At 44.4% G+C, this 24,514-nt stretch carries 18 protein-coding genes and 1 pseudogene; 15 read left to right on the top strand and 4 right to left on the bottom strand.

The features are described 5' to 3' along the window. Positions 1-33 precede the first annotated feature (33 nt). Entirely contained in the window at positions 34-636 is a 603-nt protein-coding gene (locus QF049_RS09700; protein WP_307543163.1) for a sugar O-acetyltransferase, read from the top strand. A 189-nt stretch (positions 637-825) separates the two neighbouring features. On the opposite strand, the gene QF049_RS09695 is transcribed toward QF049_RS09700, so the two are convergent. Beyond that, positions 826-2,259, bottom strand: coding sequence for a glycoside hydrolase family 1 protein (locus QF049_RS09695; protein WP_150367382.1), 1,434 nt, complete (start codon positions 2,257-2,259; stop codon positions 826-828). A 343-nt stretch (positions 2,260-2,602) separates the two neighbouring features. Between QF049_RS09695 and QF049_RS09690 the strand changes: the two genes are divergently transcribed. Then, a complete protein-coding gene (locus QF049_RS09690) occupies positions 2,603-3,571 on the top strand; it encodes a LacI family DNA-binding transcriptional regulator (RefSeq protein ID WP_307536931.1) in 969 nt (322 codons plus the stop codon). A 196-nt stretch (positions 3,572-3,767) separates the two neighbouring features. Next, complete coding sequence (locus QF049_RS09685; protein WP_306068467.1) at positions 3,768-4,070, top strand: DUF3817 domain-containing protein; 303 nt, start codon at positions 3,768-3,770, stop codon at positions 4,068-4,070. Positions 4,071-4,149: 79 nt separating this feature from the next. On the opposite strand, the gene QF049_RS09680 is transcribed toward QF049_RS09685, so the two are convergent. Then, positions 4,150-4,287 (bottom strand): hypothetical protein, encoded by a 138-nt coding sequence (locus QF049_RS09680; protein ID WP_017688678.1) that lies wholly within the window; start codon positions 4,285-4,287, stop codon positions 4,150-4,152. A 117-nt stretch (positions 4,288-4,404) separates the two neighbouring features. Between QF049_RS09680 and QF049_RS09675 the strand changes: the two genes are divergently transcribed. The 6 genes from QF049_RS09675 to QF049_RS09650 all read left to right on the top strand — a co-directional run bounded on the left by QF049_RS09675 (position 4,405) and on the right by QF049_RS09650 (position 11,017). Continuing rightward, positions 4,405-4,749, top strand: coding sequence for a thioredoxin family protein (locus QF049_RS09675; RefSeq protein WP_307536929.1), 345 nt, complete (start codon positions 4,405-4,407; stop codon positions 4,747-4,749). A 180-nt stretch (positions 4,750-4,929) separates the two neighbouring features. Beyond that, on the top strand, positions 4,930-5,952 hold the full coding sequence (locus QF049_RS09670) for a LacI family DNA-binding transcriptional regulator (RefSeq protein ID WP_307536926.1): 1,023 nt from the start codon (positions 4,930-4,932) through the stop codon (positions 5,950-5,952). Between the two features lie 119 nt (positions 5,953-6,071). After that, entirely contained in the window at positions 6,072-7,061 is a 990-nt protein-coding gene (locus QF049_RS09665) for an ABC transporter permease (protein WP_206099103.1), read from the top strand. A 15-nt stretch (positions 7,062-7,076) separates the two neighbouring features. Then, positions 7,077-7,964, top strand: a complete 888-nt coding sequence (locus tag QF049_RS09660) for a carbohydrate ABC transporter permease (protein ID WP_076211802.1) — start codon at positions 7,077-7,079, stop codon at positions 7,962-7,964. Between the two features lie 37 nt (positions 7,965-8,001). Then, complete coding sequence (locus tag QF049_RS09655; protein ID WP_307536923.1) at positions 8,002-9,645, top strand: type 2 periplasmic-binding domain-containing protein; 1,644 nt, start codon at positions 8,002-8,004, stop codon at positions 9,643-9,645. A 22-nt stretch (positions 9,646-9,667) separates the two neighbouring features. Then, positions 9,668-11,017, top strand: a complete 1,350-nt coding sequence (locus QF049_RS09650; protein WP_307536921.1) for a glycoside hydrolase family 30 protein — start codon at positions 9,668-9,670, stop codon at positions 11,015-11,017. Positions 11,018-11,127: 110 nt separating this feature from the next. Here QF049_RS09650 and QF049_RS09645 read toward each other — a convergent pair whose 3' ends face one another. Beyond that, positions 11,128-11,532 carry a hypothetical protein gene (locus QF049_RS09645; protein ID WP_307536919.1) on the bottom strand — a complete coding sequence of 135 codons (405 nt, stop codon included), beginning with the start codon at positions 11,530-11,532 and terminating at the stop codon, positions 11,128-11,130. A gap of 310 nt (positions 11,533-11,842) precedes the next feature. Between QF049_RS09645 and QF049_RS09640 the strand changes: the two genes are divergently transcribed. Continuing rightward, a complete protein-coding gene (locus QF049_RS09640) occupies positions 11,843-12,835 on the top strand; it encodes a CgeB family protein (RefSeq protein WP_307536917.1) in 993 nt (330 codons plus the stop codon). 59 nt (positions 12,836-12,894) lie between these two features. Then, positions 12,895-13,980, top strand: a complete 1,086-nt coding sequence (locus tag QF049_RS09635; protein ID WP_307536915.1) for a glycosyltransferase WbsX family protein — start codon at positions 12,895-12,897, stop codon at positions 13,978-13,980. 26 nt (positions 13,981-14,006) lie between these two features. On the opposite strand, the gene QF049_RS09630 is transcribed toward QF049_RS09635, so the two are convergent. Then, the gene (locus tag QF049_RS09630) at positions 14,007-14,852 is read right to left on the bottom strand and encodes an AraC family transcriptional regulator (protein ID WP_307536914.1); all 846 of its coding nucleotides are present in this window, start codon (positions 14,850-14,852) and stop codon (positions 14,007-14,009) included. Positions 14,853-14,974: 122 nt separating this feature from the next. Here QF049_RS09630 and QF049_RS09625 point away from each other — a divergent pair, with 122 nt between their 5' ends. The 4 genes and pseudogenes from QF049_RS09625 (at position 14,975) to QF049_RS09610 (ending at position 24,292) form a co-directional block, all read left to right on the top strand. Continuing rightward, positions 14,975-16,432, top strand: a complete 1,458-nt coding sequence (locus tag QF049_RS09625) for an alpha-L-fucosidase (RefSeq protein ID WP_307536911.1) — start codon at positions 14,975-14,977, stop codon at positions 16,430-16,432. A gap of 14 nt (positions 16,433-16,446) precedes the next feature. Then, positions 16,447-16,928 (top strand): annotated as a pseudogene (locus QF049_RS09620) (exosporium glycoprotein BclB-related protein); the annotation flags it as partial. Positions 16,929-17,616: 688 nt separating this feature from the next. Beyond that, positions 17,617-22,863: a S8 family peptidase gene (locus tag QF049_RS09615; RefSeq protein ID WP_307536909.1), complete on the top strand. Its 5,247-nt coding sequence runs from the start codon at positions 17,617-17,619 to the stop codon at positions 22,861-22,863. A gap of 256 nt (positions 22,864-23,119) precedes the next feature. Further along, positions 23,120-24,292: a GntR family transcriptional regulator gene (locus tag QF049_RS09610; RefSeq protein ID WP_307543158.1), complete on the top strand. Its 1,173-nt coding sequence runs from the start codon at positions 23,120-23,122 to the stop codon at positions 24,290-24,292. Positions 24,293-24,514: the final 222 nt, after the last annotated feature.

Raw genomic sequence — 24,514 nt, 5'->3', positions numbered from 1 at the left:
GTATAGATAGAAGATGGGAAGTGCTAGGATATGATGACTGAAAAAGAGAAATCGCAATTAGGGCTACTATATAATGCCAATTATGATCAAGAGTTAATTGAAGAGCGTTTGTATGCCAAAGGACTTTGTTACGATTATAACCAGCTCCATCCAGGCAAGATCAATGAACGAGAAGCGTTAATTAAGAAACTGCTCGGGAAAACGACGGATCGTTTCCTGATTGAACAGCCCTTTGTATGTGATTATGGTTATAATATTGAAATTGGTGAGAACTTCTATAGCAATCATAATATTGTCATGTTGGATGGAGGCAAAATTAGTTTTGGAGATAACGTTTTTGTTGCTCCAAATTGTGGATTTTATACTGCAGGCCACCCTTTTGATGTGGAGCAGCGCAATGAAGGTCTGGAGATTGTTGGATCCATCACGGTAGGGAATAATGTGTGGATCGGTGGCGGTGTGACAGTTCTTGCCGGAGTGACCATTGGAGACAATACGATCATTGGCGCAGGGAGCGTAGTGACCAAGAGTATACCGTCTGGTGTGATTGCTGCGGGTAATCCTTGCAGGGTCCTCCGCAAGATAACGGAAGAAGACAAAACAAAGTACAGCAGGGATGTAGTGAAGAACATATAGTGAAGAATAAATAGTGAACAACGTGATAGTAGCTAATGAGAATGCCCGATGTGTATCATCGGGTGTTTCTTTTTGTAAAATAAAATCCCCCAGACAGAAAACATGCCATGGTATCGTATAACCGACACTCTTTCATGTGATATGTCTGGGGGATAGAAGAATGTATCTGTTACATTTGCTTAAGGAACCTTAACGCTGCAAACTTTTCCCGTTACTGCTGATCACTTCTTTGTACCAATGGAAGGATTTCTTGCGATAACGTTCGAGTGTTCCTGATCCATCGTCATGACGATCAACATAGATATAGCCATAACGTTTTTTCAATTGGGCAGAAGACGCACTGACAACATCAATGCAACCCCATGATGTATAACCCATAATTTCAACGCCATCTTCAATAGCTTCACCAACTTGAACCAGATGATCATTTAAATACTGGATTCGGTAGTCATCTTCAACTGTTTTCTCGCCGTCAGCACCCGTGATCAATTCATCAACAGCACCAAGACCATTTTCTACAATAAACAGTGGTTTTTGATAGCGGTCATAGAACATGTTAAGCACATAACGCAATCCTTGCGGGTCAATCTGCCATCCCCATTCACTTGCTGGCAGATAAGGGTTAGGTACACCCCCAAGCAGATTACCTTCACCTGCGATTTGTTTCTCCGGGTCTGCTGTCTGACAGATACTCATGTAATAACTGAAAGAAATGAAGTCTACCGTATTCAGCAACATTTCCTCGTCGCCAGCTTCCATCTGAATCTCAATTCCATTTTCACGGAAGTAACGTTTCATATAACCAGGGTAGCGACCTCTTACGTGTACATCACCGAAGAAATAGTTGCTGTGCTCGAATTCCATGACTTTGATCATATCGTCTGGATTCGGTGTCAGCGGGTAGGTAGGCATACTGAGCATCATACAACCAATCTGTGCCGTAGGAATGATCTCATGACAGAGCTTCACAGCGGAAGCACTTGCTACAAACTCATGATGGATCGCTTGATACAGATCTTGCTTGCTAAGCTTTTCCTTCGGCGTGTAGATGCCTCCACTCATGAAGGGTGCTTCAAGAATCGAATTGATTTCGTTAAAAGTAAGCCAATATTTTACTTTGTTTTTATAACGTTTAAATACGGCAGTTACATAACGCTCATAGAATCCAACCATTTTTCGGTTAACCCAGCCGTCGTATTCTTTGGACAAGTGAAGAGGTGTCTCATAGTGGGATAGCGTAACCAGTGGTTCTATCCCGTATTTGTGACACTCGTCAAACAGATCGTCGTAGAATTGCAGACCTTCTTCATTTGGTTCCAGCTCGTCCCCTTTTGGAAAAATTCGGGACCAGGCGATGGAAGTACGGAATACCTTGAAGCCCATCTCGGCAAACAGTTTTACATCTTCCTTGTAGCGATGATACAGATCGATACCGATCAGTTTCATGTTATCTTCGGTTGGTTCCTCCGTGATTGGACCCATGATGCCTTTGGGAGCTACATCCTGAGTAGATAATCCTTTGCCGCCTTGATTGTATGCACCTTCAGCCTGGTTGGCTGCAATTGCGCCACCCCACAGGAAATTTTCCGGGAATTGATAGATATGATTTTGAGAGTTACTCATGTGTATCGCTCCATTCATCAAATTTATATTTAAGATGATTCATGTATGACATAAAAAAAGCTTAAACGTTGTAACGGGTTACACGTCAAGTTTTACTTTTGACCTCAAATTAAGGCATACTATTATTCTAAATAAGTTCAACTAAAATTTACACGAAACGGAGAGGACAGAAATAACCAGAAGAAGCGAAGCGGTCGCCTTTATCCCCGGATTTTCCCGTTTAGATATGGGAATCAAAAAATCTGGGGATAACAGCGATCGGAAGGTTGTTCTGTCATCGAAGTGCCTGTGTAAATAATCTTAGTAGAACTTATATAGTTCGTTAGCAAGAAGGGAGTCTCCGATGTCCAAGTTTGATGAAATTATGAAGCGGTCCGGTTACTCAAAAGCGACAGTGTCACGAGTGATTAATCATTCTCCGCATGTTAGTGATGAAGCAAGACAGATCATAACGGATATTATGAAACAGTTGAATTATATTCCCAACCGGAATGCGGTATCGTTATCTACAGGGCAAACAAAGCAGATTGGAATTGTGACCTCTACCACAGGTGAAATCATTCTTACATTCATGAATCAATTCATTGATACAGCTATGGATTTTGGGTTTCAGACGATTATTTATACATCCCGTGGAGATCCGGAGATTGAATTGCAGGCATTCGAAGATCTGCGCAGTAAACGAGTAGATGGGCTAGTTATTATTGCTTGTGTCAATGACCCTCGGAAATTAAAGGCTTATATGGAGTATGGGCCCATTGTCTCCTGGCAGCGAATGGGGAATGACGAGATTCCGTCTGTTGCGATGGATCAGGCAGAGGGGTATAAGTTAGCTCTGGAGCATCTGGTAACAAGAGGATACACTCGAATTGCGAATGCATTCGGAAGGGCTGAAAGTCTGAATACCCAGAGCCGCCGTGAAGCCTATGAATCTTTCATGAAGAGCAGAGGGTTGCATGTGTGGACTGAAGCATATCAATATTCCGTATTTAGCTCCTCCGATGGCGAAGAAGCGATGCGAAGAATGGCTGAGGGGCCAGAACTTCCACAGGCCGTATTATGTTCGAATGATTATGCAGCTATCGGCATTCTGAGTGAAGCACGCAGACGGAATATTCAGGTACCGGAACAACTTGCCATTGTGGGGTTTGATGATATCGAGCTTTCCCGTGTTCTTGGAATCACGACCATACACAATCCGATTGCGGAGCAAGCCACCCAGGCTTTCCATCAATTGTGGGCCGTATTGGGTAAAATGGAGTTGCAGACCGAACAGCTGACATACCAGCTGATTGAGCGTGAGACGACTTGAATCCAAAAGACCTGATGTGGGAATCTGGTTTTATGGATTCAATAATTATTCAAATTTGAAGCATCTTCGAATCGGACACATACGTTATACTGAATATGAGCTTCAGAGCGACATATCTGTACAGAGATGTGGCGTGAGGTTTTTGTATCATGTTACAAGTTACATATTTCACAAACGATTAGCAGGAAAGGTGAGAATGGACTTTATGAAAACAGTGACAGGCCGATTCAGAATTGCGGGCATATGGGAGGGCGTATCCTTACTTCTGTTGATTTTTATTGCTATGCCTCTGAAATATTTTGCAGATATCTCTTCCGCTGTAGCCGTAATGGGCATGATTCATGGTATTTTGTTTCCTTTGTACCTTATTGCCCTAGTGCATTTGGCTCTGGTCAAAAAGTGGAAGATAACACGTTGGCTGATGGGTGGACTCGCCGGTCTATTGCCGTTTGGAACTTTTGTATTTGAATCTTATCTTCGGAAGAGAGATTGGAAATAAAAATCAATATGACTAAATGAAAGCAGGCGACTAATTCAGATGTTATCCGAATTGTCGCCTGTTACTTTCTGTACAAGTACTACTTTACAGTACCTTGCTGACGATCGGACAGCAGGCTTACTCCAATATCACCAGAGGCATTCGACACAGGCGTATACGCCGAGAAGGAAGTAACAACAACCAGGGCAGTGAACAGAAATAAGAATGATTTTTTCATACCATAACCTCTTTCATATGGGGATATATTCCATTTGATTCTAACGCACATAGGTTATACTTGAAAGAAAAAGTTTAAATGAGCAAGCTATTGAATGACTGAAAGGGTTGAGCTTCTATGAAAGATATTCATGAGTTAACATCCATAGAAATGGTTGAAGAAGCTATTCAACAACATGAATTGGTTTTTTTGTATGTATCTCGTCCAGAGTGTAGTGTATGTCATGCTTTACTCCCCAAGATCAGGACGTTGCTTGAACCTTATCCATCGATATACCTGGGTCACATTAATGCTAATGAAGTGGAAGAGGTTGCGTCCAAGTTTCTTATTTTTACCGTTCCAACAATGATCATGCTTGTGGAGCAGAAGGAATATATTCGAGCGGATCGTTTTGTTCGCTTGGAACGTCTGGAAGAGCAACTGCAACAGATTCACTCCATGTATGTCCAGGATGAGGAATAGAAAGCTAAAACTACAGGAACGGCGGCTCATACATGAGCCGTTTTTTTGTGCCCGCAGTGGCGTATAGCTATGAATAAAGTGCATGATGCCTGAGCTCGCAAATTAAAGTGTTGCCATGAAAACGGTTTTATGATAATTTAAACATTATAAAAACGTTTTTATAGTAAAGGAACAAAACTTATGGCAAAGATAACGATTAAAGATGTAGCAAGGGAAGCAGGCGTATCCATCTCTACAGTCTCCAACGCTTTAAATGGTGTAGATGTCTTGAACCCGGAGACAAAATCACATGTTCTCAAGGTGGCAGAGCGTTTAAATTATGTGCCTAATCTGAACGGCAAGCTGTTGAAGTCCGGTCAAACCAAAATGCTTGGTTTTTTCACTACAAGTGTATCGGGCCCGTATTTCTATAAGCTGGTTGAGTCGATGTCTCGCGAATGTGATCGTCTTGGGTACGGGCTGAATGTATTTGTGACCAAGGATAAACACGTTATTATGAGTAATATTCTGGGTCGGCGGGTGGATGGTGTCATTATCTACGAAGAGCTTCGGATCGATGAACAAGATATTATCGCCATGGAGAAAGATAAGATCAAGGCTGTTTTTCTGGATCGGGTCTATCAGAGCGATACGATGGGAAGTGTCATTTTTGACTCGTATGTAGCTGCTTACGAAGCAACCAAGTATTTGATTGGGCTTGGGCACAAGAAAATTGCTTATATTTCGGGTGTGGACACGATGTTTGATAGTGTGCAACGTAGAGATGGCTATCTGGCTGCCCTGCATGAATACCAGCTTCCAATCGATGAAGATTACATTATACAGGGGTATTTTGAGGAGGATAGCACATATAGTGCTATAAAATCTTTTCTTCATTTGCACCCCGGCAAGCGGCCTGATGCATTTCTTGCAGGGAATGACTTGAGTGCAATTGGCTGTATGCATGCGTTGAAGTCTGAGGGTTTTGAAGTGCCTCAAGATGTTAGTGTCGTGGGTTTTGACGATATTGATATCGCACAGTATTTCTCTCCACCGCTCACAACGGTAAGAAATCAAATTGCAAGACAGGGTATCCTGGCAATTAATCAACTGGTGGGTATGATCAAGGAGAATGAACAAGGGTCTGCGCAAAAATTGGCGGGTGAGTTGGTGGTGAGAGGTTCAAGCCATGTGAAGATCGACCGGAAAGACTACCGTACATAAGTTGATTCAGCGTCTTCTCCGGTCTTTTTTTACATAAATATAAATAAAGGGGTTTTTTGTGCCGAAAAATAAAAACGTTTTTATAAACATGCATGCATGATGGAGGGGAGTAAAAAAACGTGGATAAATTAGCCGTAGAGACATCAACCGGTAAAAATGCGATCAGTCCCAATGGGAAGAAACCCATCGGGCAACGGATTAAAGAATTCATAGTCGATTATCGGAGACAATGGGAGATTCAATCGATGATTATCCCGGGCATTATCTTTATGATTATTTTTTGTTACATCCCGATTTACGGATTGACAATTGCCTTCAAAAATTACACGGTCATTGATACGCTGGCAACCGCTCCTTGGGTAGGGCTTGATAATTTCAGAATCATTTTATCAGATAAATACTTCTGGGATGCAGTCGTGAATACGCTGGGGATCAGTTTTTTGAAATTAGGTATTGGGTTCGTCATTCCCATCATTCTCGCGATCATGATCTACGAGTTAAACAGCGGACGATTCAAGAAATTTGTGCAAACGGTTTCATATTTACCTCACTTTTTGTCCTGGATCGTACTTGGGGGAATGCTGATTACCTGGTTTTCGACAACGGGGTTATTTAATCAGTTGTTACTTAGCCTGGGAGTGATCTCGCAACCGCAGAACATCTTGCTGGATGCAGGCAAGTACTGGTGGATTGCTACGTTATCGGATATTTGGAAAGAAGCAGGTTGGGGAACGATTCTGTATCTGGCAATTATGGCGAAGATTGATCCTACGTATTATGAAGCGGCCAAAATCGATGGTGCAAGCCGTCTCAGACAGATATGGAATATCACATTGCCTAATATGAGATCCATTATCAGCCTGAATCTGATTCTAACTGTAAGCGGTTTATTAGGGTCGAATCTGGATCAGACCCTGGTTCTCATGAACTCCCAAAACCGCGATAAAGCGGAAGTCATCAATTCTTACGTCTATCGTATGGGGATGTCTCAGGGTGACTTTTCATATGCAACGGCCGTTGGCTTGGGTGTCTCAATCATCTCTGTCATTCTACTCGTCACGGCAAACAAAATCACAAGCAAATTAAACGATAATCAATCTGTGTTGTAGAAGGAGGCATCCCGCGTGAATGGAAAGGTGGCAAAAGAAGATCTCGATAGTCGGATCTTTGATACCTTAAACATGATTTTGCTAATCATCTGTACGGTCGTTATTCTGGTTCCGCTCTGGAATGTCATCATCTCTTCCTTTAGTTCAGGAAAAGCGTTAGCGGAAGGTGGGTTCATCTTCTGGTCACCGGAATTCTCGTTGGAGAATTACAGAGCGGTATTCAATGATCAGGGCATCTGGCAGGCATTCTTCATATCGGTGTCCAAAACAACGATCGGCGTTGTTACACATGTGTTCTTTTGTGCCATGGTTGGTTACGGTCTGAGCAAAAAGTACATAAGAGGCCGTAAATTATATGTTGCCATGGGTGTTATTACAATGTTCTTCTCGGGCGGCATGATCCCGACATACCTATTAATCAAATCACTTGGCTTGCTTAACAGCTTCTGGGTGTACATTATCCCGGCATTGTTCAGCTTCTATGATGTCGTGATTCTGATGAATTTCTTCCGAAATGTCCCGGATTCTCTGGAAGAATCGGCCAAGATTGACGGCGCAGGGGATTGGCATATTTTCCTGAAAATCTTCATTCCACTCTCCATGCCGGCTATGGCTACGATTGCGCTATTTAATGGGGTGGGGCAATGGAACGACTTCATGACAACCAAGTTATACATTACGGATCAGTCACTGTATCCACTCCAGATGATGTTGTATGAGATTATCGTTCAGTCCCAGACCCAATCCATGCAAAATGTTGGGGGTTCGGCTGTAATCGAAACAACGACAAAAGGGGTGCAGTTGGCCACCATTGTCATTACAACACTCCCGATCGTGCTGATCTATCCCATTGTTCAGAGATACTTTATCTCGGGAATGATGCTGGGTGCGGTCAAGGAATAGAAGAAACAAATACCCCAATATGAGGAGGAACAAAAACATGTTGAAGTTGAACAAGGCATCAGGAAAAAAAGGGATTAAATTGTTCGCGACATTGCTTGCAGCAGTGATGATGATTACAGGTTGCAGTGGTGGATCGGGGAGATCCAGTGAAGGGAACTGGGTTTCCATTGAAGATCGTTATACGGTCGACCCGGAAAAGCCAGCTTGGCAGTTGGATAAAAAGGAAGAAGCTACAGACCTGACGTGGTACGTCAATGCTGACTGGTGGAACACCGATTTTGGCAAGGACATTGTCACGAAGAAAATCAAAGAGGACCTGAACATCAATATTAAATTCATCACGGGTGATGATACCAAGTTAAACACCTTTTTCGCCGGCGGAGATATGCCTGACCTGCTAACCGTATTTGACTCGAATTCTCCAGTGGTACAAAAAGCCGCTACCTGGGCTATGCCCCTGAACGATCTGGCGGAAAAATATGATCCTTATTTCAATAAAGTTGCGGCTGCCGATACATTGAACTGGTTCCAATTAGCGGATGGTAAAACCTATGGTTACCCGAACTATTCCAATACACAGGAGGATTATGATAGCGGTAACATTCCTGCAAAAACGGCATTTATCATTCGTAAGGATGTGTACGAAGCTTTGGGTAGTCCGGTCATTGGAACGCCAGAAGAATTCCAGAGTGTGATGAAACGAATTAAGCAAGAGTTTCCTGCGCTGATTCCGTTTGGATTCAACTCCATTGGTGAAGGAACAGGTTCACTCGGGGATACATTGCAAGATTTCATCGGCGTCCCGCTGGAGACCGAATCGGGAGAATTCTACGATCGTAATCTGGATGAAGATTACCTCACGTGGTTGAAGACATTGAACACCGTGTACAGAGATGGCAATATCAGTGATGACAGTTTTGCTGATGATGGAACGGCTTTTGAGGAAAAAGTAAAGTCTGGTAAATACGCGACCATGCTGCTTGACGGTACACCTCAACAAGGAGGAAACCTGCAAATCTACATGAGTGCGAATCCAGGCAAAGAATATGTTGCTATCGATGGACCGCAGAGTACCAAAGGCAATGCACCAACATTGAATCAATCCGGAATAACTGGGTGGATGATCAATTTTATTTCCAAGGACTGTAAAGATCCGGCCAAGGCCATTCAGATATTCACGTACTTGCTGAGTGAAGAAGGACAGACACTCATGAATTACGGGATCGAGGGGGAAACCTACCAAACCAAAGCCGACGGTAGTGTAGAATTGCTGCCAGCAGTGAAAGACCTGCAACTCAATAACGCGGATCAATTCAAAAAGGATTATCGGATGGGTGAATTTATGTTCTTCGGTCATGACCGCCACAAAGCACTCAGTGCAGATGCTTTTCCGGAAGCGATTAAACAGATGCAGGAGTGGGGCAAAGGCAAGCTGAAACCACATTTCATTCTGGAGAATATTAGCCCGGATCAAGGTACACCTGAAGCTCGTGCATTGTCGGCGATTAACACCAAATGGAATACAACACTGGTCAGTATGGTACGTTCCAAGGATGATGCCTCGTATGACAATGCACTGGCTTCTTACAAGTCATTTTTAGGTGAGAACCGCTGGGAAGAGATTGTGAAGGTACGCAGTGAAAAGATGAAATTGAACAAAGAGAAACTAGGTATTCAATAATAGAAATACAAAGGAGAATCCTATGACTACATTCAAAATGCACAAATCTACGGGTGAAGAAGATTTATTCGTATCTCTATCCCAGGAGAAATTAAAGCCTCTGGATGCCGATAAGGAGACAACGACCATCCATCTGGATGATCAACTAACATATCAGGAGATGGACGGATTTGGTGCTTCTTTTACCGATTCATCTGCCTATTTGATCAATCAAATCTTGAATGAGGAGCAACGGGATGAGCTCATGATCCGACTATTCCATCCGGAGAAAGGGATCGGGCTGTCAGTCATCCGTAATCCAATGGGGGCTTCGGACTATGCGAGAACGGTATACAGTTATAACGATATGCCAGAACAGCAGACAGACCCGGAATTAACCCAATTCAGCATTGCACATGATGAAGGGGATGTTATTCCTTTGACTCAAAAGGCGTTGGCATTGAATCCTGAACTGAAGCTGTTTGCTTCACCATGGAGTGCACCCGGCTGGATGAAAACGAGTGGATCGATGATTACCGGACAATTAAAGACTGAATGGTATCCCGTTTATGCTGAATATTTCGTGAAATTCATTCAAGCGTATGGCAAGCATGGATTACCGATCCATGCCATTACACCACAGAATGAGGCGCTTTATGAACCCGGGCACTATCCGGGTATGTTGATGCCAGCCGAAGCGCAAGCAGATTTTATCAAAAACCATCTCAAACCAGCCTTTGTGCAAAACGATATTCAAACCAAGATTCTCTGTTACGATCACAACTGGGATCAACCGGACTATCCCCTGACCGTACTTGAACAAGCGGGAGAGGAAGTGGATGGCGTAGCCTGGCATTGGTACGGGGGCGATGCTTCTGCTCAAACGAAGGTTTATGAAGCTTTTGCTGGTAAAGAAGTGCATTTCACTGAAGGTTCGGGTGGAGAGTGGATTCCGCCATTTGAGCAAGCCTTCTCGAATGTGATGCGAACAGGGATCCACATTCTTCGTAATTACAGCAAATCCTTTGTACTTTGGAATATGGCGCTTGATGAGAACAACGGGCCAACCGTTCCTGGATTTGGCCGCAGTACGTGTCGTGGGATCGTACAGGTGAATCAGCAAACAAAGGAACTTACGTATACACTGGATTATTATGCCCTGGCACATTTCAGTGCTGTGATCCGCCCGAAGGCTGTTCGGATCGAATCAACATCCAGTGATGATGGAATTTGTTCTGTGGCTTTTAAGAATGTAGATGGTTCCGTAGCTTTAGTCCTCTTTAATGATGGGGAGGAGACGGGCAACATACAGGTTAAGCTGCGCGATGATGTATTGATGAAGTTTCAGCTGGAAAGCAAGAGCGCCTTGTCCGTATTAATCACAGATTTATAAATGGATGAGTTATAAGAAGGCTTCATCAGAAAAGAAACCAAAAGAAGCGATATCCAGAGTGTACACGGATACCGCTTCTTTTGGTGAAATTCATCTGATTCAGGGCTATATTATACGGGTTGAATGGCGAGATGGGGTGTCCCACTACTCTCATCAACGAACAGTATATATTGGTTGCCAGCAGTCCCTGTTAAGACCAGACCGGGTTGACCTGCAACACCAGGATTGTAATATCTGAATTGTTGCAAAACGGGTAGAGAGAGTGGAAGAGTAGGTTGATTGAGTGCCATTAATTGTGTAGTGGCCTTTACGCTATCTCCAGCTTCAATCACTCCGCCTACACCCAAATGGTTGACAATCGAGGAGCTGGCATTAATTTGAAGGCTGCCTGCTATAGTCTGGCTACCATTGACTTGTAGATCAACGCCAATGGTTTCATTACCATTGACTTGCAGATCCTGGTTAATGGTCTGATTACCGGTGACAAGGATACTATCAAATGTTGGCAATGACATCATCTCCTATATAGTATTCTATATTCTATGAGGACAAGATTTGAACCGACACGGGTGACCACACATTGTATATCTGGGATAGAGCCCCTTTTGCAATGAAGAGGGAGTGAAGTGGTCAACAGAAGAAACCATGCCACTATGTCGTGCATATTGTAGGCAGAGAATGTTTTCGTATGGAACGGGAGGGTTTGCTATCCAAAAGAAGTCAAAAATGCAGGTTAAGTCCACGAAAAAGAAACGTTCAGTTCATGATGCGAACCGGTTATTCCTGAGACAGATGAATGTGGTTCTGAACAGGAAACTCAAATCCATGCGTAAACATATGGAAGTACAGCAATTGGAACTGAATCAGCAATGGCTGAAAATGATGCAGGTGGGAAGCATACCTACCCGAGAAGTACCAAAAGTGATCTATAAGGAGTTAAATGTGCTTCTGATTACACCGTGTAATGACCGGGAAATGTCATCACATTGTGTACTAATTGAACAGAGTTTGAAACATCTCGTGAGAAATGTGAATGAGATTAAATATATCGAATCCGTGTCAGCCTGTTTATCTTCTTATGATGTTGACCTGATTATGGTCATCGGAAGCGAAGAAAACTTGCCGGATGAGAATATCACAGCATTAAGGACATCAACCATGAAGAAGGCAATCTGGTTGTCTGCCGATCAACATGTGAATCAAAGCGAAACTATTCTACCGATTTTTGATCACGTGTTTACACAACATTCAACGCAAATAAGCGATGTTCAGCATCATATGGGAAGCACTGGTAGTCATGAACTTTTAATGCCGCCTGATCCACATATATTCTGTCCTCAAGCTGTTCCTCCGGAGTACGAATCGGATGTTTATATCATCGGGGATGCAGAACCGGATGGCATCGTCACCGCTATTGCCAAATCGGGTCTTTTGAATAACAAAATAGTTCGGGTGGATGGGAAGGGTTGGGCACAGCTTGGAGATTTCTATCCCGTTCGCAGACATGAAGCTCGCCAGATTTTATTTAACGGAAGCAAACTGGTTATTCATAGTGGCGAATTAATCAAAAACGTGATGGAAATTGCCGCATGTGGGACGTTTCAGCTCATAGGACCATCTGTGAATCAGAGCAACGGGATAGACCTTAGTAACTTTCAACAATACAACTCTTGTGAAGAACTCACTCAGAAGTTTGAACATTACTGGCAGAGTGTTGATGCAAGGAGACTGGCCGCTAGCCATGCTCTGGCATACATGAAATATAATCAATCCCATCTGCAAAAAACATTGCGACTGCTGGATATCATATTCACATAAACCATCAAGAATCACACGAGTTTAGGCTGCATCATGTTCCTGCATTGGAGGAGTTCTGTTTGAAAGTAATTGCTCTGCATCTACCCCAATTTCACCGGATTGAGGAGAATGACCGATGGTGGGGGAATGGTTTTACTGAATGGACCAATGTAAAAAAAGCCACTCCCTTATATTCGGGTCATCATCAGCCTAAGCAGCCGTTTCAGGGGAAATATTATGATCTTTCCGATCCAGATGTACGAAAGTGGCAAGCGGAAACGGCTAAACAGCATGGCATTTATGGATTTTGTTATTATCATTATTGGTTCAAAGGCAAGCGTTTGTTGGAAAAACCAGTGAATGAAATTTTGGATCGTGGGGAGCCTGATTTTCCCTTTTGTTTGTCTTGGGCCAATGAGACATGGACAAGAAAATGGGATGGGCAAGAATCCGATATTCTCATGGCCCAGAACTATGGGGATCGAGATGATTGGGAAGAACATTTTAATTATTTGGTTAAGGTATTTAAGGACAAACGATATATTCGAGTGGAAGGTAAGCCATTATTTCTGATCTATCGACCAACCAGCATTCCCCAATGTGAGGAAATGATTCAGTTTTGGCGTGAATTGGCTTTGAAGCATGGCCTGAAAGGGATTCATTTTGTGCAGACCATTGGTGGATTCCCTACATTTAATCGTCAGATCTTTGAAGCGAGTATGGAATTTGAACCGCATTATACGTTTGCACATGGACATATGAATGGAATCTGGATCGAAATGAACATCAAGGGACAGCAGCATATTGCTGTGAATTACGACAAGGTATGGTCCTCCATTCTCGAACGAACACCACACCGTAACGGAGAAATTGTCTATCCAGGTGCTTTTGTGAATTGGGATAATACACCGCGGAGAGGCGTTGACGGACAGAGTACGCTCGGGTCCACACCAGAGAAGTTTGGGCTGTATCTATCCAGACAGATGGAACGAGCGAGGACGCTGTACAAAAGTGAATATCTTTTTATTAACGCCTGGAATGAGTGGGCGGAAGGGGCATATCTTGAGCCGGATCAAAACTATGGTTATGCTTATTTGAGAGAACTCAAGAAGGTAACTCAGCATGAATCGAACAGAAACAAGTCAATAGGAGGGAGCTCCGAATGAGGGAACTCTCTCTGCTTTGTGCTTATTTATAGACCACGTTTCGTTGTAAGTACCGTTTTTTGTTTGCGGTATTCCGTTGGAGTTAGCCCTGTATGCTTTTTGAACTGTCTGGAGAAATAATACAAATCACTGAAACCGAGATGCTCGGCGATGGCAGTTATTGTGTTCGGGGTGCAGGCCAGCAGTTCCTTGGCCTTATCGATTTTTTTGCCAGTAATATAGAGGATCGGAGGAACTCCGATCTGCTGCTTGAAGAATCGAATAAAATAATTTGGATGCATGTAGGCGATCTGGGCCAGATCCTGAACCGAAATATTCTCTTCGATGTTGGAATCAATATAAGCCAGAATGGTGGACAGTTTCTCCATGACAGGAACGTTAATAAAAGAGATCTGATCCAGATCCAGATTCATTAGATAGTGGGATAGTAACTCGGTCAGTTTGCTCTTGGCCATCATATGGGCATAGACTTCATCGGATTTTGCATATGTAAGGATACTGCTGAAGATTGCTTGAATCAACTCAGGTTGATCTATCGTACAGATGTGTGGAAATTTCAGAATTTGGAACAAATTGATTCCACCAACCTTTGCGCTAAAGTGACACCAATATTTGAGAAAAGGACTTTCATTAATGGCAGAGTAAGACTGTTTGATCCCCTCTGGCATTAAAATAAGCTGATTAGGCGCAGGATAATACTCCTCATCCCCAATTTTGAGCCAACCTTCACCTTCGCATATGAAATAAAACTTGCTGTAATCGGGCGTGTAATTCAGATCCTTCCAATCCGTATCGCATCGATTGTAATTGACCATGAATAATTCGACTTGGAGATTGGACAGGTAGTTCGTAAGCAAAGTTTGGTGATTCATACTTTTCATCTCCATACAAGGTTATTATTGTCCATCTAAAAGTTAGTGTTCTGCATGTCTATCCTTCAGCCGTAGCACTACAATACAACTACAGACGATAACAGAAGGGATGAGAACATCTCATGGACAAAAACGAATATTTGCAACAGATTGAAGCAACGATTGAGAGCGGTAAATTCAAGGACAACTGGAGTTCGCTTAGCACCTTCCAAGTACCCGAATGGTACCCAAAAGCGAAATTCGGCATATTCATTCACTGGGGGCTATATTCAGTACCGGCCTATGATAGCGAATGGTATTCGCGAAATATGTACATACAAGGCACCAAAGCTTATGAACATCACCTTGCGGTGTATGGACCTCATAAGGAATTTGGATATAAAGATTTCATTCCGATGTTTCGTGCAGAGAAGTTCGATGCAGACGAATGGGCAACGTTATTCAAAAAGGCCGGAGCCAAATATGTTATGCCAGTGGCTGAGCATCATGATGGATTTCAGATGTACAAGAGCTCTATCTCTCACTATAACACATATGAAATGGGCCCCAAACGGGATCTTCTGGGTGAGATGAAGACTGCGTACGAGAAGCAGGGGCTGACCTTATGTGTATCGTCTCACCGCGCGGAGCACTGGTTCTTCATGTCTCACGGGAAGGAGTTTGATTCCGATATCAAGGAACCCCTAGAGCGTGGGGATTTCTATTGGCCAGCCATGCCTGAGCCGGATCATCATGATCTGTATGGTTCGCCTCCAACCGAGGAGTATCTGGAAGACTGGTTGATTCGCTGCTGCGAACTGGTGGATCAATATCAACCGAAGGTCTTCTATTTCGATTGGTGGATTCAAACGGTTGCGTTCAAACCCTATCTTAAGAAATTCGCAGCCTATTATTATAACAAAGGCGACGAATGGGGCGTTCCTGTAGCTATCAATTATAAACATGAGGCCTACATGTTTGGAAGTGCCGTTCCTGATGTGGAGCGGGGACAATTCGCTGAGCTCAAGCCCTATTTTTGGCAAACCGATACGGCTGTCGCTAAAAACTCATGGTGTTATACGGAAAATAATAACTATAAAACGGCTGAGGAGATCATTCGGGATCTCGTCGATATTGTAAGCAAAAACGGAAATTTGCTGCTGAACATTGGACCTAAAGCAGACGGCAGTATACCGGATGAAGATCGCGACATTTTGCTCAGCATCGGCAAGTGGCTGGAAGTGAATGGGGAAGCGATCTATGACACGTCTTTCTGGCGTACGTTTGGCGAGGGTCCGACAGAGGTGAAGGAAGGGCAATTCACGGATGGGGATACGAAGATATTTACGAGTGAAGATATACGGTTTACGTTAAAAGAAAGCAGCCTGTATGCCACGGTTCTTGCCTATCCAGATAATGGGGTGGTACAGATTAAATCCCTGAAGGAAAATTCACACCATTTTCAAGGGGTCATTCAAGATATTCAAGTACTTGGCTATGAAGAACAGCCGCAATGGGAGAGAACAGCGGACGCACTGACGATCACAACGACAACTGTAAAAAGTAATGCGCCTATTGTTTTCAAAATTAAATTGGACTAATCAACAAAGATAAATTAACTACAGTTCTTGGTGGACTGGTCGGAACGACAAGCCTTATCGGTTTCGGCAGCTCGGCAACAGGAGTCAGCATTCTGGGTGGCACCATTGATTTAACGGGAACGATTGTCGGACCACTCATTAACTTTGCGTTCTCTGTCCCACGGGATGGCGTTATAACTTCAATTGCTGCCTATTTCAGTACCACAGCTGCCTTGGCCTTGGTCGGTTCAACGGTGACCATCACTGCGCAATTATTCAGTTCACCTACTCCTGATAATGCATTTACTGCGGTTCCGGGGGCGGTCGTTACACTGGCACCTCCACTCACCGGTATTATTGCATTGGGTAGTATCTCCAATGGCATAACAACCGGATTGGCTATACCTGTGACTGCACAGACACGTCTTCTGCTTGTATTCTCCGCAACGGCAACTGGACTTAGTCTTGTGAATACCGTTGTTGGCTATATGCAAGTGGCGGCGTGAACATTACATGATGAGATATAAATTTTGATATGAACGACATGAGAGTTCTCATGTCGTTCTTTTTCTTGATTTGGAATTTTGAGTATCAGGTCTTGGTTATATAGAACTACTACAAACTATCATTTATCAAAAACATGCAGGAATGCGAAAAATAAGTTGAAATGTGTAAGCGACATGAGACACATAAAAGCATTAAATAGACTTATTTTCTATATTTTTCAATAAAGTGCTTGTATATATCGAATAATGATTTTATACTATACCAATAAAATCCAATTAAATTCCTAATCGACTATTATATGTAATTAAAATGTTTAACTACTCACTCGAATCACGATCGAAAGTCATATCCACCACTCCTTAGCAAGCGTTCTGCTAACGCTCCAGATTACCCTTCCACATGAATGCTTACAGACATTCACTCTCATTGCATTATTCAAACACCCAAACTATTCACTCACATGGTTTGTTCCGATTCATTCAATCTCCTAAACTTCCAAGTAAAAAAACATAGACTAATCTGTTATCTCTTCTGACTCATATTGATCCCTAACCAGACCTGTAAAGGAGGTGAGGCTTTATGTGAAATCCAGGGCGTTTATTCCGTCCACAATCAAGGTTAGTCTACCGTTTTATTCTGCAGAGAAGGGCATATGTACCAGACTAAATTACAAAACCGGGTAAAGGGAGTGGAAAAGTTTGATAAAGATTAATCGGTTACGCAAGCCCATCTCTATAGGGCTCTCGCTTCTCCTTGCATTTTCGATCATTCATCCGGTTTCAGCCGAAAACTCCACATCATCCAAATTGGATATGAAATCTGGACTTGCCAAAGTTACGGAGTCCAAAGTAAACGCCAAGTTGACCAAAGAATTTGAGGGCAGTGAATATGTTACCTATCTGGTGAAAATGAAGGAACAGGTGGATACAGCAGCAGTCTCCAAACAGGCCCTTGAAAAGGCGACCATAGCCAAACAAACGGCTTCAGCCACAAAGCTGTCCGTTCGTAATTCGGTCGTCAGCTCTCTGCGAGAAACGGCCTCACGTACACAATATCCATTGGAAACTTATCTGGAAAAGGAAGTTGACCTGGGTAAGGTCAAAGAATATAAAAGCTATTTTATTGTCAATTCACTGGCAGTAACGAGTACCAAAGAAGTCATGGAACAGATTGCGCTGCTGCCTGAGGTGGAGAAGATTCTACCGAATGAGACACGATACTTACAGAAAGCCGAAGTGAGTAAAGAACCGGCGAATGCGGCACCAGGCAAAGATGCTGTACAAACGCCAGCTAAAGACTCTTCAGTCGGAGTTAAAGACAAGGAGCCTGCTGCCAAGGACAAGCTTGCGACTGAAAACGTGGAATGGAACCTGGATTACATCAATGCGCCAGCCGTGTGGGATCGGGGCATCGATGGAACAGGGATTGTTGTTGCTAATCTGGACAGTGGTGTGGATTATACCCACCCGGCGCTTCGCAGCAAATGGCGGGGACTGGATGCTTCGGGCAATATCGTTGATCCCGAACTAAGCTGGTATGATCCGCACAGTAATGCTTCCCTCCCTGCGGACGAAGACGGACATGGTACTCACACGATGGGTACGATGGTTGGCTCTGAAGCGGATGGCACCAACCAGATCGGGGTTGCTCCCGGTGCGAAATGGATTGGTGTACGGATATTCAATCCGGAAACAACGGATGCCATTATTCTGGATGGCGGACAGTGGTTGATCGCTCCAGTGGATGCGGAAGGCAATCTGCATCCTGAACTTGCACCGGATGTGGTAAACAACTCGTGGGGCGGAGGTGCCGGACTGGATGAATGGTTCCGTCCTATGGTGCAAGCCTGGCGTGATGCTCAGATTTTTCCGGAATTCTCAGCAGGAAATGTGAGACTGGGTAACCCGGGCGGACCTGGTTCTGTTGCTAACCCGGCTAACTATCCTGAAAGTTTTGCTACAGGAGCAACCGATATCAACGGAAATCTGGCTTCGTTCTCCCTACTGGGCCCATCCCCTTATGATGAGATCAAACCGGAAGTATCTGCCCCTGGTGTGAATATCCGTTCATCAGTTCCGGGCGGTGTATATGAGGGAGGCTGGAACGGAACATCCATGGCAGGTCCGCATACAACTGCCCTTGCTGCACTGCTGCTTCAGGCCAATCATTCCCTTACAGTGGATCAGCTGGAGCAGATCATTACAGATACAGCCACGCCGAGAACAGATAGTCAGTATCCGACCTCTCCTAATAACGGCTACGGTCATGGCATTATTAATGCCCTTGATGCTGTGGGTTCTGTACTCGAAGGAATCGGCACAGTATCCGGCAGAGTGGTTACAGCCGGAGATGATCTGGAAGAGCCAGTACTGGCACATACCCCTGTCAATTCAGCCTTTACAGGCATTGATATACCATTAACCGCTCATGTGACAGATAACGTCGCGGTAGTCTCCGTCGAGGCTTTTGCCAAAACGACAGGTACCAACCAGTACGTTTATCTGCCGATGGATCGAATTGCTGGAGATAACAAAGATGGGACGTATACAGCGACAATCCCTGCTTTTCTTATTGAACCGCAAGGTGTGGAGTATTATATCCGCGTAAATGATTACGGCAACAACGGATTCGAAAGTCAGGTATATAAAGTGGCTGTGTCCAATGGTGTGCAGCCAGGATACCTTCAGGATTTTGAAGAAGATCAGCTGGGCTTCACGACTGGCGGAACCGGAAGTACCTGGGTATGGGGAGCACCAAGCAGTGGTCCTGGAAGTGCATACTCCGGTGACAAGGTGATTGCAACCAATCTGCAAGGAACTTATGTGGCGAATAGCAATGCATATCTGCTTGCGCCGCCAATTGATCTTACCGAGAGTCCCGAAGGGGCATTGTTATCCTTCAAGCACTGGTATGACCTGGAGAATAACATCGACTTCGGCAAGGTATACATCGCTTCCGAGGATAGCGATTATGTGTTCGAAGAGCTGTTAACCTTCACGGGTACAGGTGGCAATTGGAAGACACAATATGTGGATCTTCGCGAATACGCGGGACAGCAGGTGTTCATCAAGTTCAATCTGACGAGTGATAATTCATTGCAAAAGGCTGGCTGGTACATTGATGATTTCGCTGTAGAAGAGCTGGATGAGATTGCTCCGGGCGCACCTGCCGGATTGTCTGCGACGGCCGATATTCTTGGTAATGTAGCCTTGAGCTGGACTGGTCCGAACGATGAGGATCTTGAATCCTATATCGTATATCGCTCCACAACCGCAGGTGCAGGTTATGAATCCATTGGAACTGCAACCGGAACAACGTTTACAGATACGGCTACGGTGACAGATTCGACGTATTACTATACCGTTGCCGCACTTGATTATAGTGGCAATGAAAGCGATAAATCGAATGAGGTCTCCATTACAGTAGAGGTGCCTCAGGATATCTACATCGATCATTTCGATGGCAGTGATGATAATGGCTGGACTCATTCAGGAACCAAAGATGAGTGGGAACGCGGCATTCCGGTAACGGGACCTGCCAGCGCGGTTTCTCCGCCGAATGTCTGGGCGACTGATCTCGACAATACGTATGAGAGTGGCTCCAACTATTCACTCGTATCTCCGGTCATTGATTTGACGGATGTGTCCGAAGGAACACTCACGTTTAATCATTGGTACGAGATTGAGAGTGGATACGACTACGGGTATGTGGAAGTCACCAAGGATGGTGGAACCACATGGTCAGAACTGGGCAAATTCTCACATAGTACAAACGGTAAACAATGGACACCCGTATTTTATGATCTGGATGCACTTACCGGTAATGAAGTTCAATTCCGGTTCCGCCTGACCTCAGATAACAGTGTTGTGAAGACAGGCTGGTTCATTGATGATTTCCGTGTACTGGGAGTTGCTGCTGAGACGGTAACGGAGGACAGTGCGGTTGTGCTTAACAATGACAAACCTAAACCGTCCTATGATAATCCATGGTACAAAATTTCGCGGACTGACAAAGCGGAATTTAACAAAACGAAACAGCAACAACCGGAAGTTGAAAAACCGGAAACAGGTTCGGTTAATCCACAAAGCCTGCCTGCAAGTGCAACGGTTACCGTACTGGAAACCGGACGTTCGGTGAAGACAGATCCAGCTACAGGCAAGTATAACTTCACACACGTAGCAGGTGATTACACGTTAAAAGCTGAAGCATATGGATATTATCCTCGAACTCAGCAGGTAACGATCACGGATGGTAATGGTGCCAAAGCCAACTTTAATCTGGAGGCAATCCCGCATGGACAGATTGAAGGTGTAGTAACGGATGAGCGGACAGGACAACCACTGGCTGATGCTTCCGTTCTCGTGGTGGAAGATGCCAATGTAGGTGCAGTTCGCACAGGTTCAGATGGCAGCTTCAATATTCAGGTATTGGAAGGAAGTTATACCCTGTCCATCCGGGCTGCTGATTATTACAGTAAAACGGTTACTGTAACTGTACCTGGTAATGGGACGGCAGAGGCGAATGTTGCCTTGAAACCATTCATCGGTTTCCCTGGGGAAATTGCTTATGATGATGGAACAGCAGAGAACGCACGAGCTTTTAACGCTGCGGATAACGCTTGGGCAGTTCGAATGACACCAGAGCTGGAGACCGCTCAACTGACAGGTGCATCGTTCCGATTCTGGAACACCGAATGGCCTGTACCTGGAGGCACAGCGTTCCAATATGCCGTATATGATGCATCGGGTGCGGGCGGAGCTCCGGGACGACAGCTGGCTGGACCATTTGATGGTACTGCACTTCGCAATGATCAGTGGACAACTGTCGAATTCCCGGAACCGGTCATTGTAACGGGTGATTTCTATATCGTGTATGTACAGAGCGTAGCCGGAACAAGCGCTCCGGGACTCGCTACCGATGAGAATGGTACGAATGCTGGTCGAAGCTGGCAGCGTGTAAGCGGAGCATGGAGTACTTCACCGATAGAAGAAGGCAACTACATGATTCGTGCAGTCGTGAGATATCCGGTAAATGCACCTGTGCTCACAGTACCTGCAAACACGTATACGAATCAATCGACTTTCACTGTGTCGGGAACGTCTCCAGCATCTGGAGCTCAGATCAAGATCTACAACGGCAAGGATCTAGCTGGCACCACAACGGTGGCAAATGGGAAGTTCTCATACGGTGTGAAGCTCCGTTCTGGCATTAATGCGATTACTGCTGAGGCAGTGGTAGATGGAAAAACAACGGACCGTTCACTCCCTGTTGTCATTATTCTGGATCAGACCAAACCACAATTGACGATTCTCACGCCAGCTCAAGGGGATCGCATCAATGCAGAAGTGGTTCACGTAACGGGTAATGTCGTGGAACAATTCCTCGATAAGGTAACCGTTAACGGACAAACCGTACAAGTGGGTAAAGACAGAAGTTTCAGTCACCGTGTATTGGTCAATGAAGGCGAGAACACAATTACCATTACAGCAACCGATATCGCTGGTAACAAAACAACCGTAACCCGCACCGTCTATGTGGAAACGGCGTTGCCAGAACTTACGAATATTACTCCGGCTGAGGATGTTCGAATCACATCAGGGGAGAGTGTTACCGTTTCATTTGATAGTAAACCTGGTCTGCAAGCATCTTTCCGGATTCAGTTACCTTTGAATCTGAATGCCCAAGGGGCAGGAGAGATTCCATTGGTAGAGACTGAACCTGGTCGTTACACGGGTACGTACACAACACCTTCATCCCTTGTTCTGGATGGTGGAGTCATTGTGATTCGCGCTCAGGATGCAGCAGGCAACAAAGTAGAGGCGGAAGCAGCTGGACGATTGTTCGTCAGCGCAGCACAAGAACAATCCGTTCCAGAACCAGATTCCAGCCCTGAAGAGACTGAAACGGAAGTGGGTCCACCGTCCGCTGAGGGTCAGCAACCTTAATTATGCAAAGTGTGACATGGATGAAAACTACGTTTTGACCATTTAAGCAAGAAGCCGATAAGCCGAGGTATCAGGGCTTGTCGGCTTTTTGTTGTATCTCGATTCACATCTGACGCCTAAGATTAATGAAGCTTCCATCGGGATGCTTTTTCTTTTACTCTCACATGGCAGCAGGTGAGTCGTCTCTTTCTTCACATTAATGATATAACATGATATATTAGGATGTAGAACATGAGAAGTATGGGTATTTATGGAGGTGTTTGTATTGGGGAAAGACTCTGCATCCAAGCCGATGTATGAACAGATCTTTGAATCCTTGCGCGAACGGATACAGCTTCATCAATATCAAGTGGGTGAGCGTGTTCCTTCGGAGAAGGAATTATGTGATGAATTCGGAGTTAGTCGGATTACGACGAAAAAAGCACTTGAAATGCTGGCGAGTGAACAATTAATTGTTCGTCAGCCGGGACGGGGTTCTTTTGTAGCCGACACAGCAGATGTGTTACAAGAAAGACCTAACAGACCTGCTCCGCGTGCTGCGATTAAAGATCCAGAAAAGAAACTTCTCATTGGTCTGGTCATTACTAATTTCAGCGACATGTATGGTACAGAACTGTTATATGGTATGGAAGAAGCTTCGCGAGATCATGATTGTTTTCTCGTACTTAGACGCTCCTTCGGGATTCCGGAGCAGGAGGAACAGAGCATTCAGGAACTGCTGGAACTGGGTGTGGACGGATTGATTATTTTCCCGGCACAGGGTGAATACTTCAGCGATGAGATTCTTAAACTGGTCGTTAACAAATTCCCATTTGTCCTGATCGACCGGTACCTGAAAGGCATTCCGGCTTCATCTGTCAGTACGGATAATGTAGGCGCGGCGCGAGAAGGGATGAATTATCTATTCGATCTCGGTCACCGACATATCGCTTTTCTGACGCAGCCTCCGGCGAACACTACACCGATTGAAGAACGAATTGAAGGAATCATTGAGGCTCATCACGATCAAGGGGTGCTGGTGAACAGGGAACTGTGGTTAGAATCGTTTCTTTCGACACTGCCAAGTGTGTTCGATCCTCAAGTCGAGGTCCGTGATGTGGAGACACTGGTGGAACATTTACAGAAATACCCCCAGATTACTGCACTCTTTGCTGCGGAGTATCATATTGCTTTACTTGCAGAACAGGCAGCGGATCGGCTTGGTCTGAGGATACCGGAAGATATGTCCATCATTTGCTTTGACAGTCCAAACGCTGCCGAAGGAAGCCGTGTAACACATATGAGACAAAGCCAGTTTGATATGGGAAAACAGGCGTTCGAGATGGTGCTTCAGAGTATGCAGAACAACGAAATGGCAGTGAACAGGGTTATTTTGCCTGCCCGTTTGGTGAAGGGTAAGTCAACGAGTATGGTGAAACAAAAGGGTTAATTTTAGCAACTTAATATTCATTGTGTTCAATCAGGGACTTCGTGTAAACGAGGTCTCTTTTTTGTGCGGATAAAATGGGGAGAATTGCTTTAAATGGTATACTATTTAGTGTCCTTAAATTAAAATAACATGCTAATATACAAATAAATATATTGACATGACATTATATTCGTTTTAGGATGATGAAAGCGGTTAACAAATTGGATTACATAAGGAGGACAA

It is taken from the genome of Paenibacillus sp. W4I10, assembly GCF_030816325.1.
Classification (GTDB): Bacteria; Bacillota; Bacilli; order Paenibacillales; family Paenibacillaceae; genus Paenibacillus; species Paenibacillus amylolyticus_B.
This window is presented reverse-complemented; position numbering and strand designations above follow the sequence as displayed.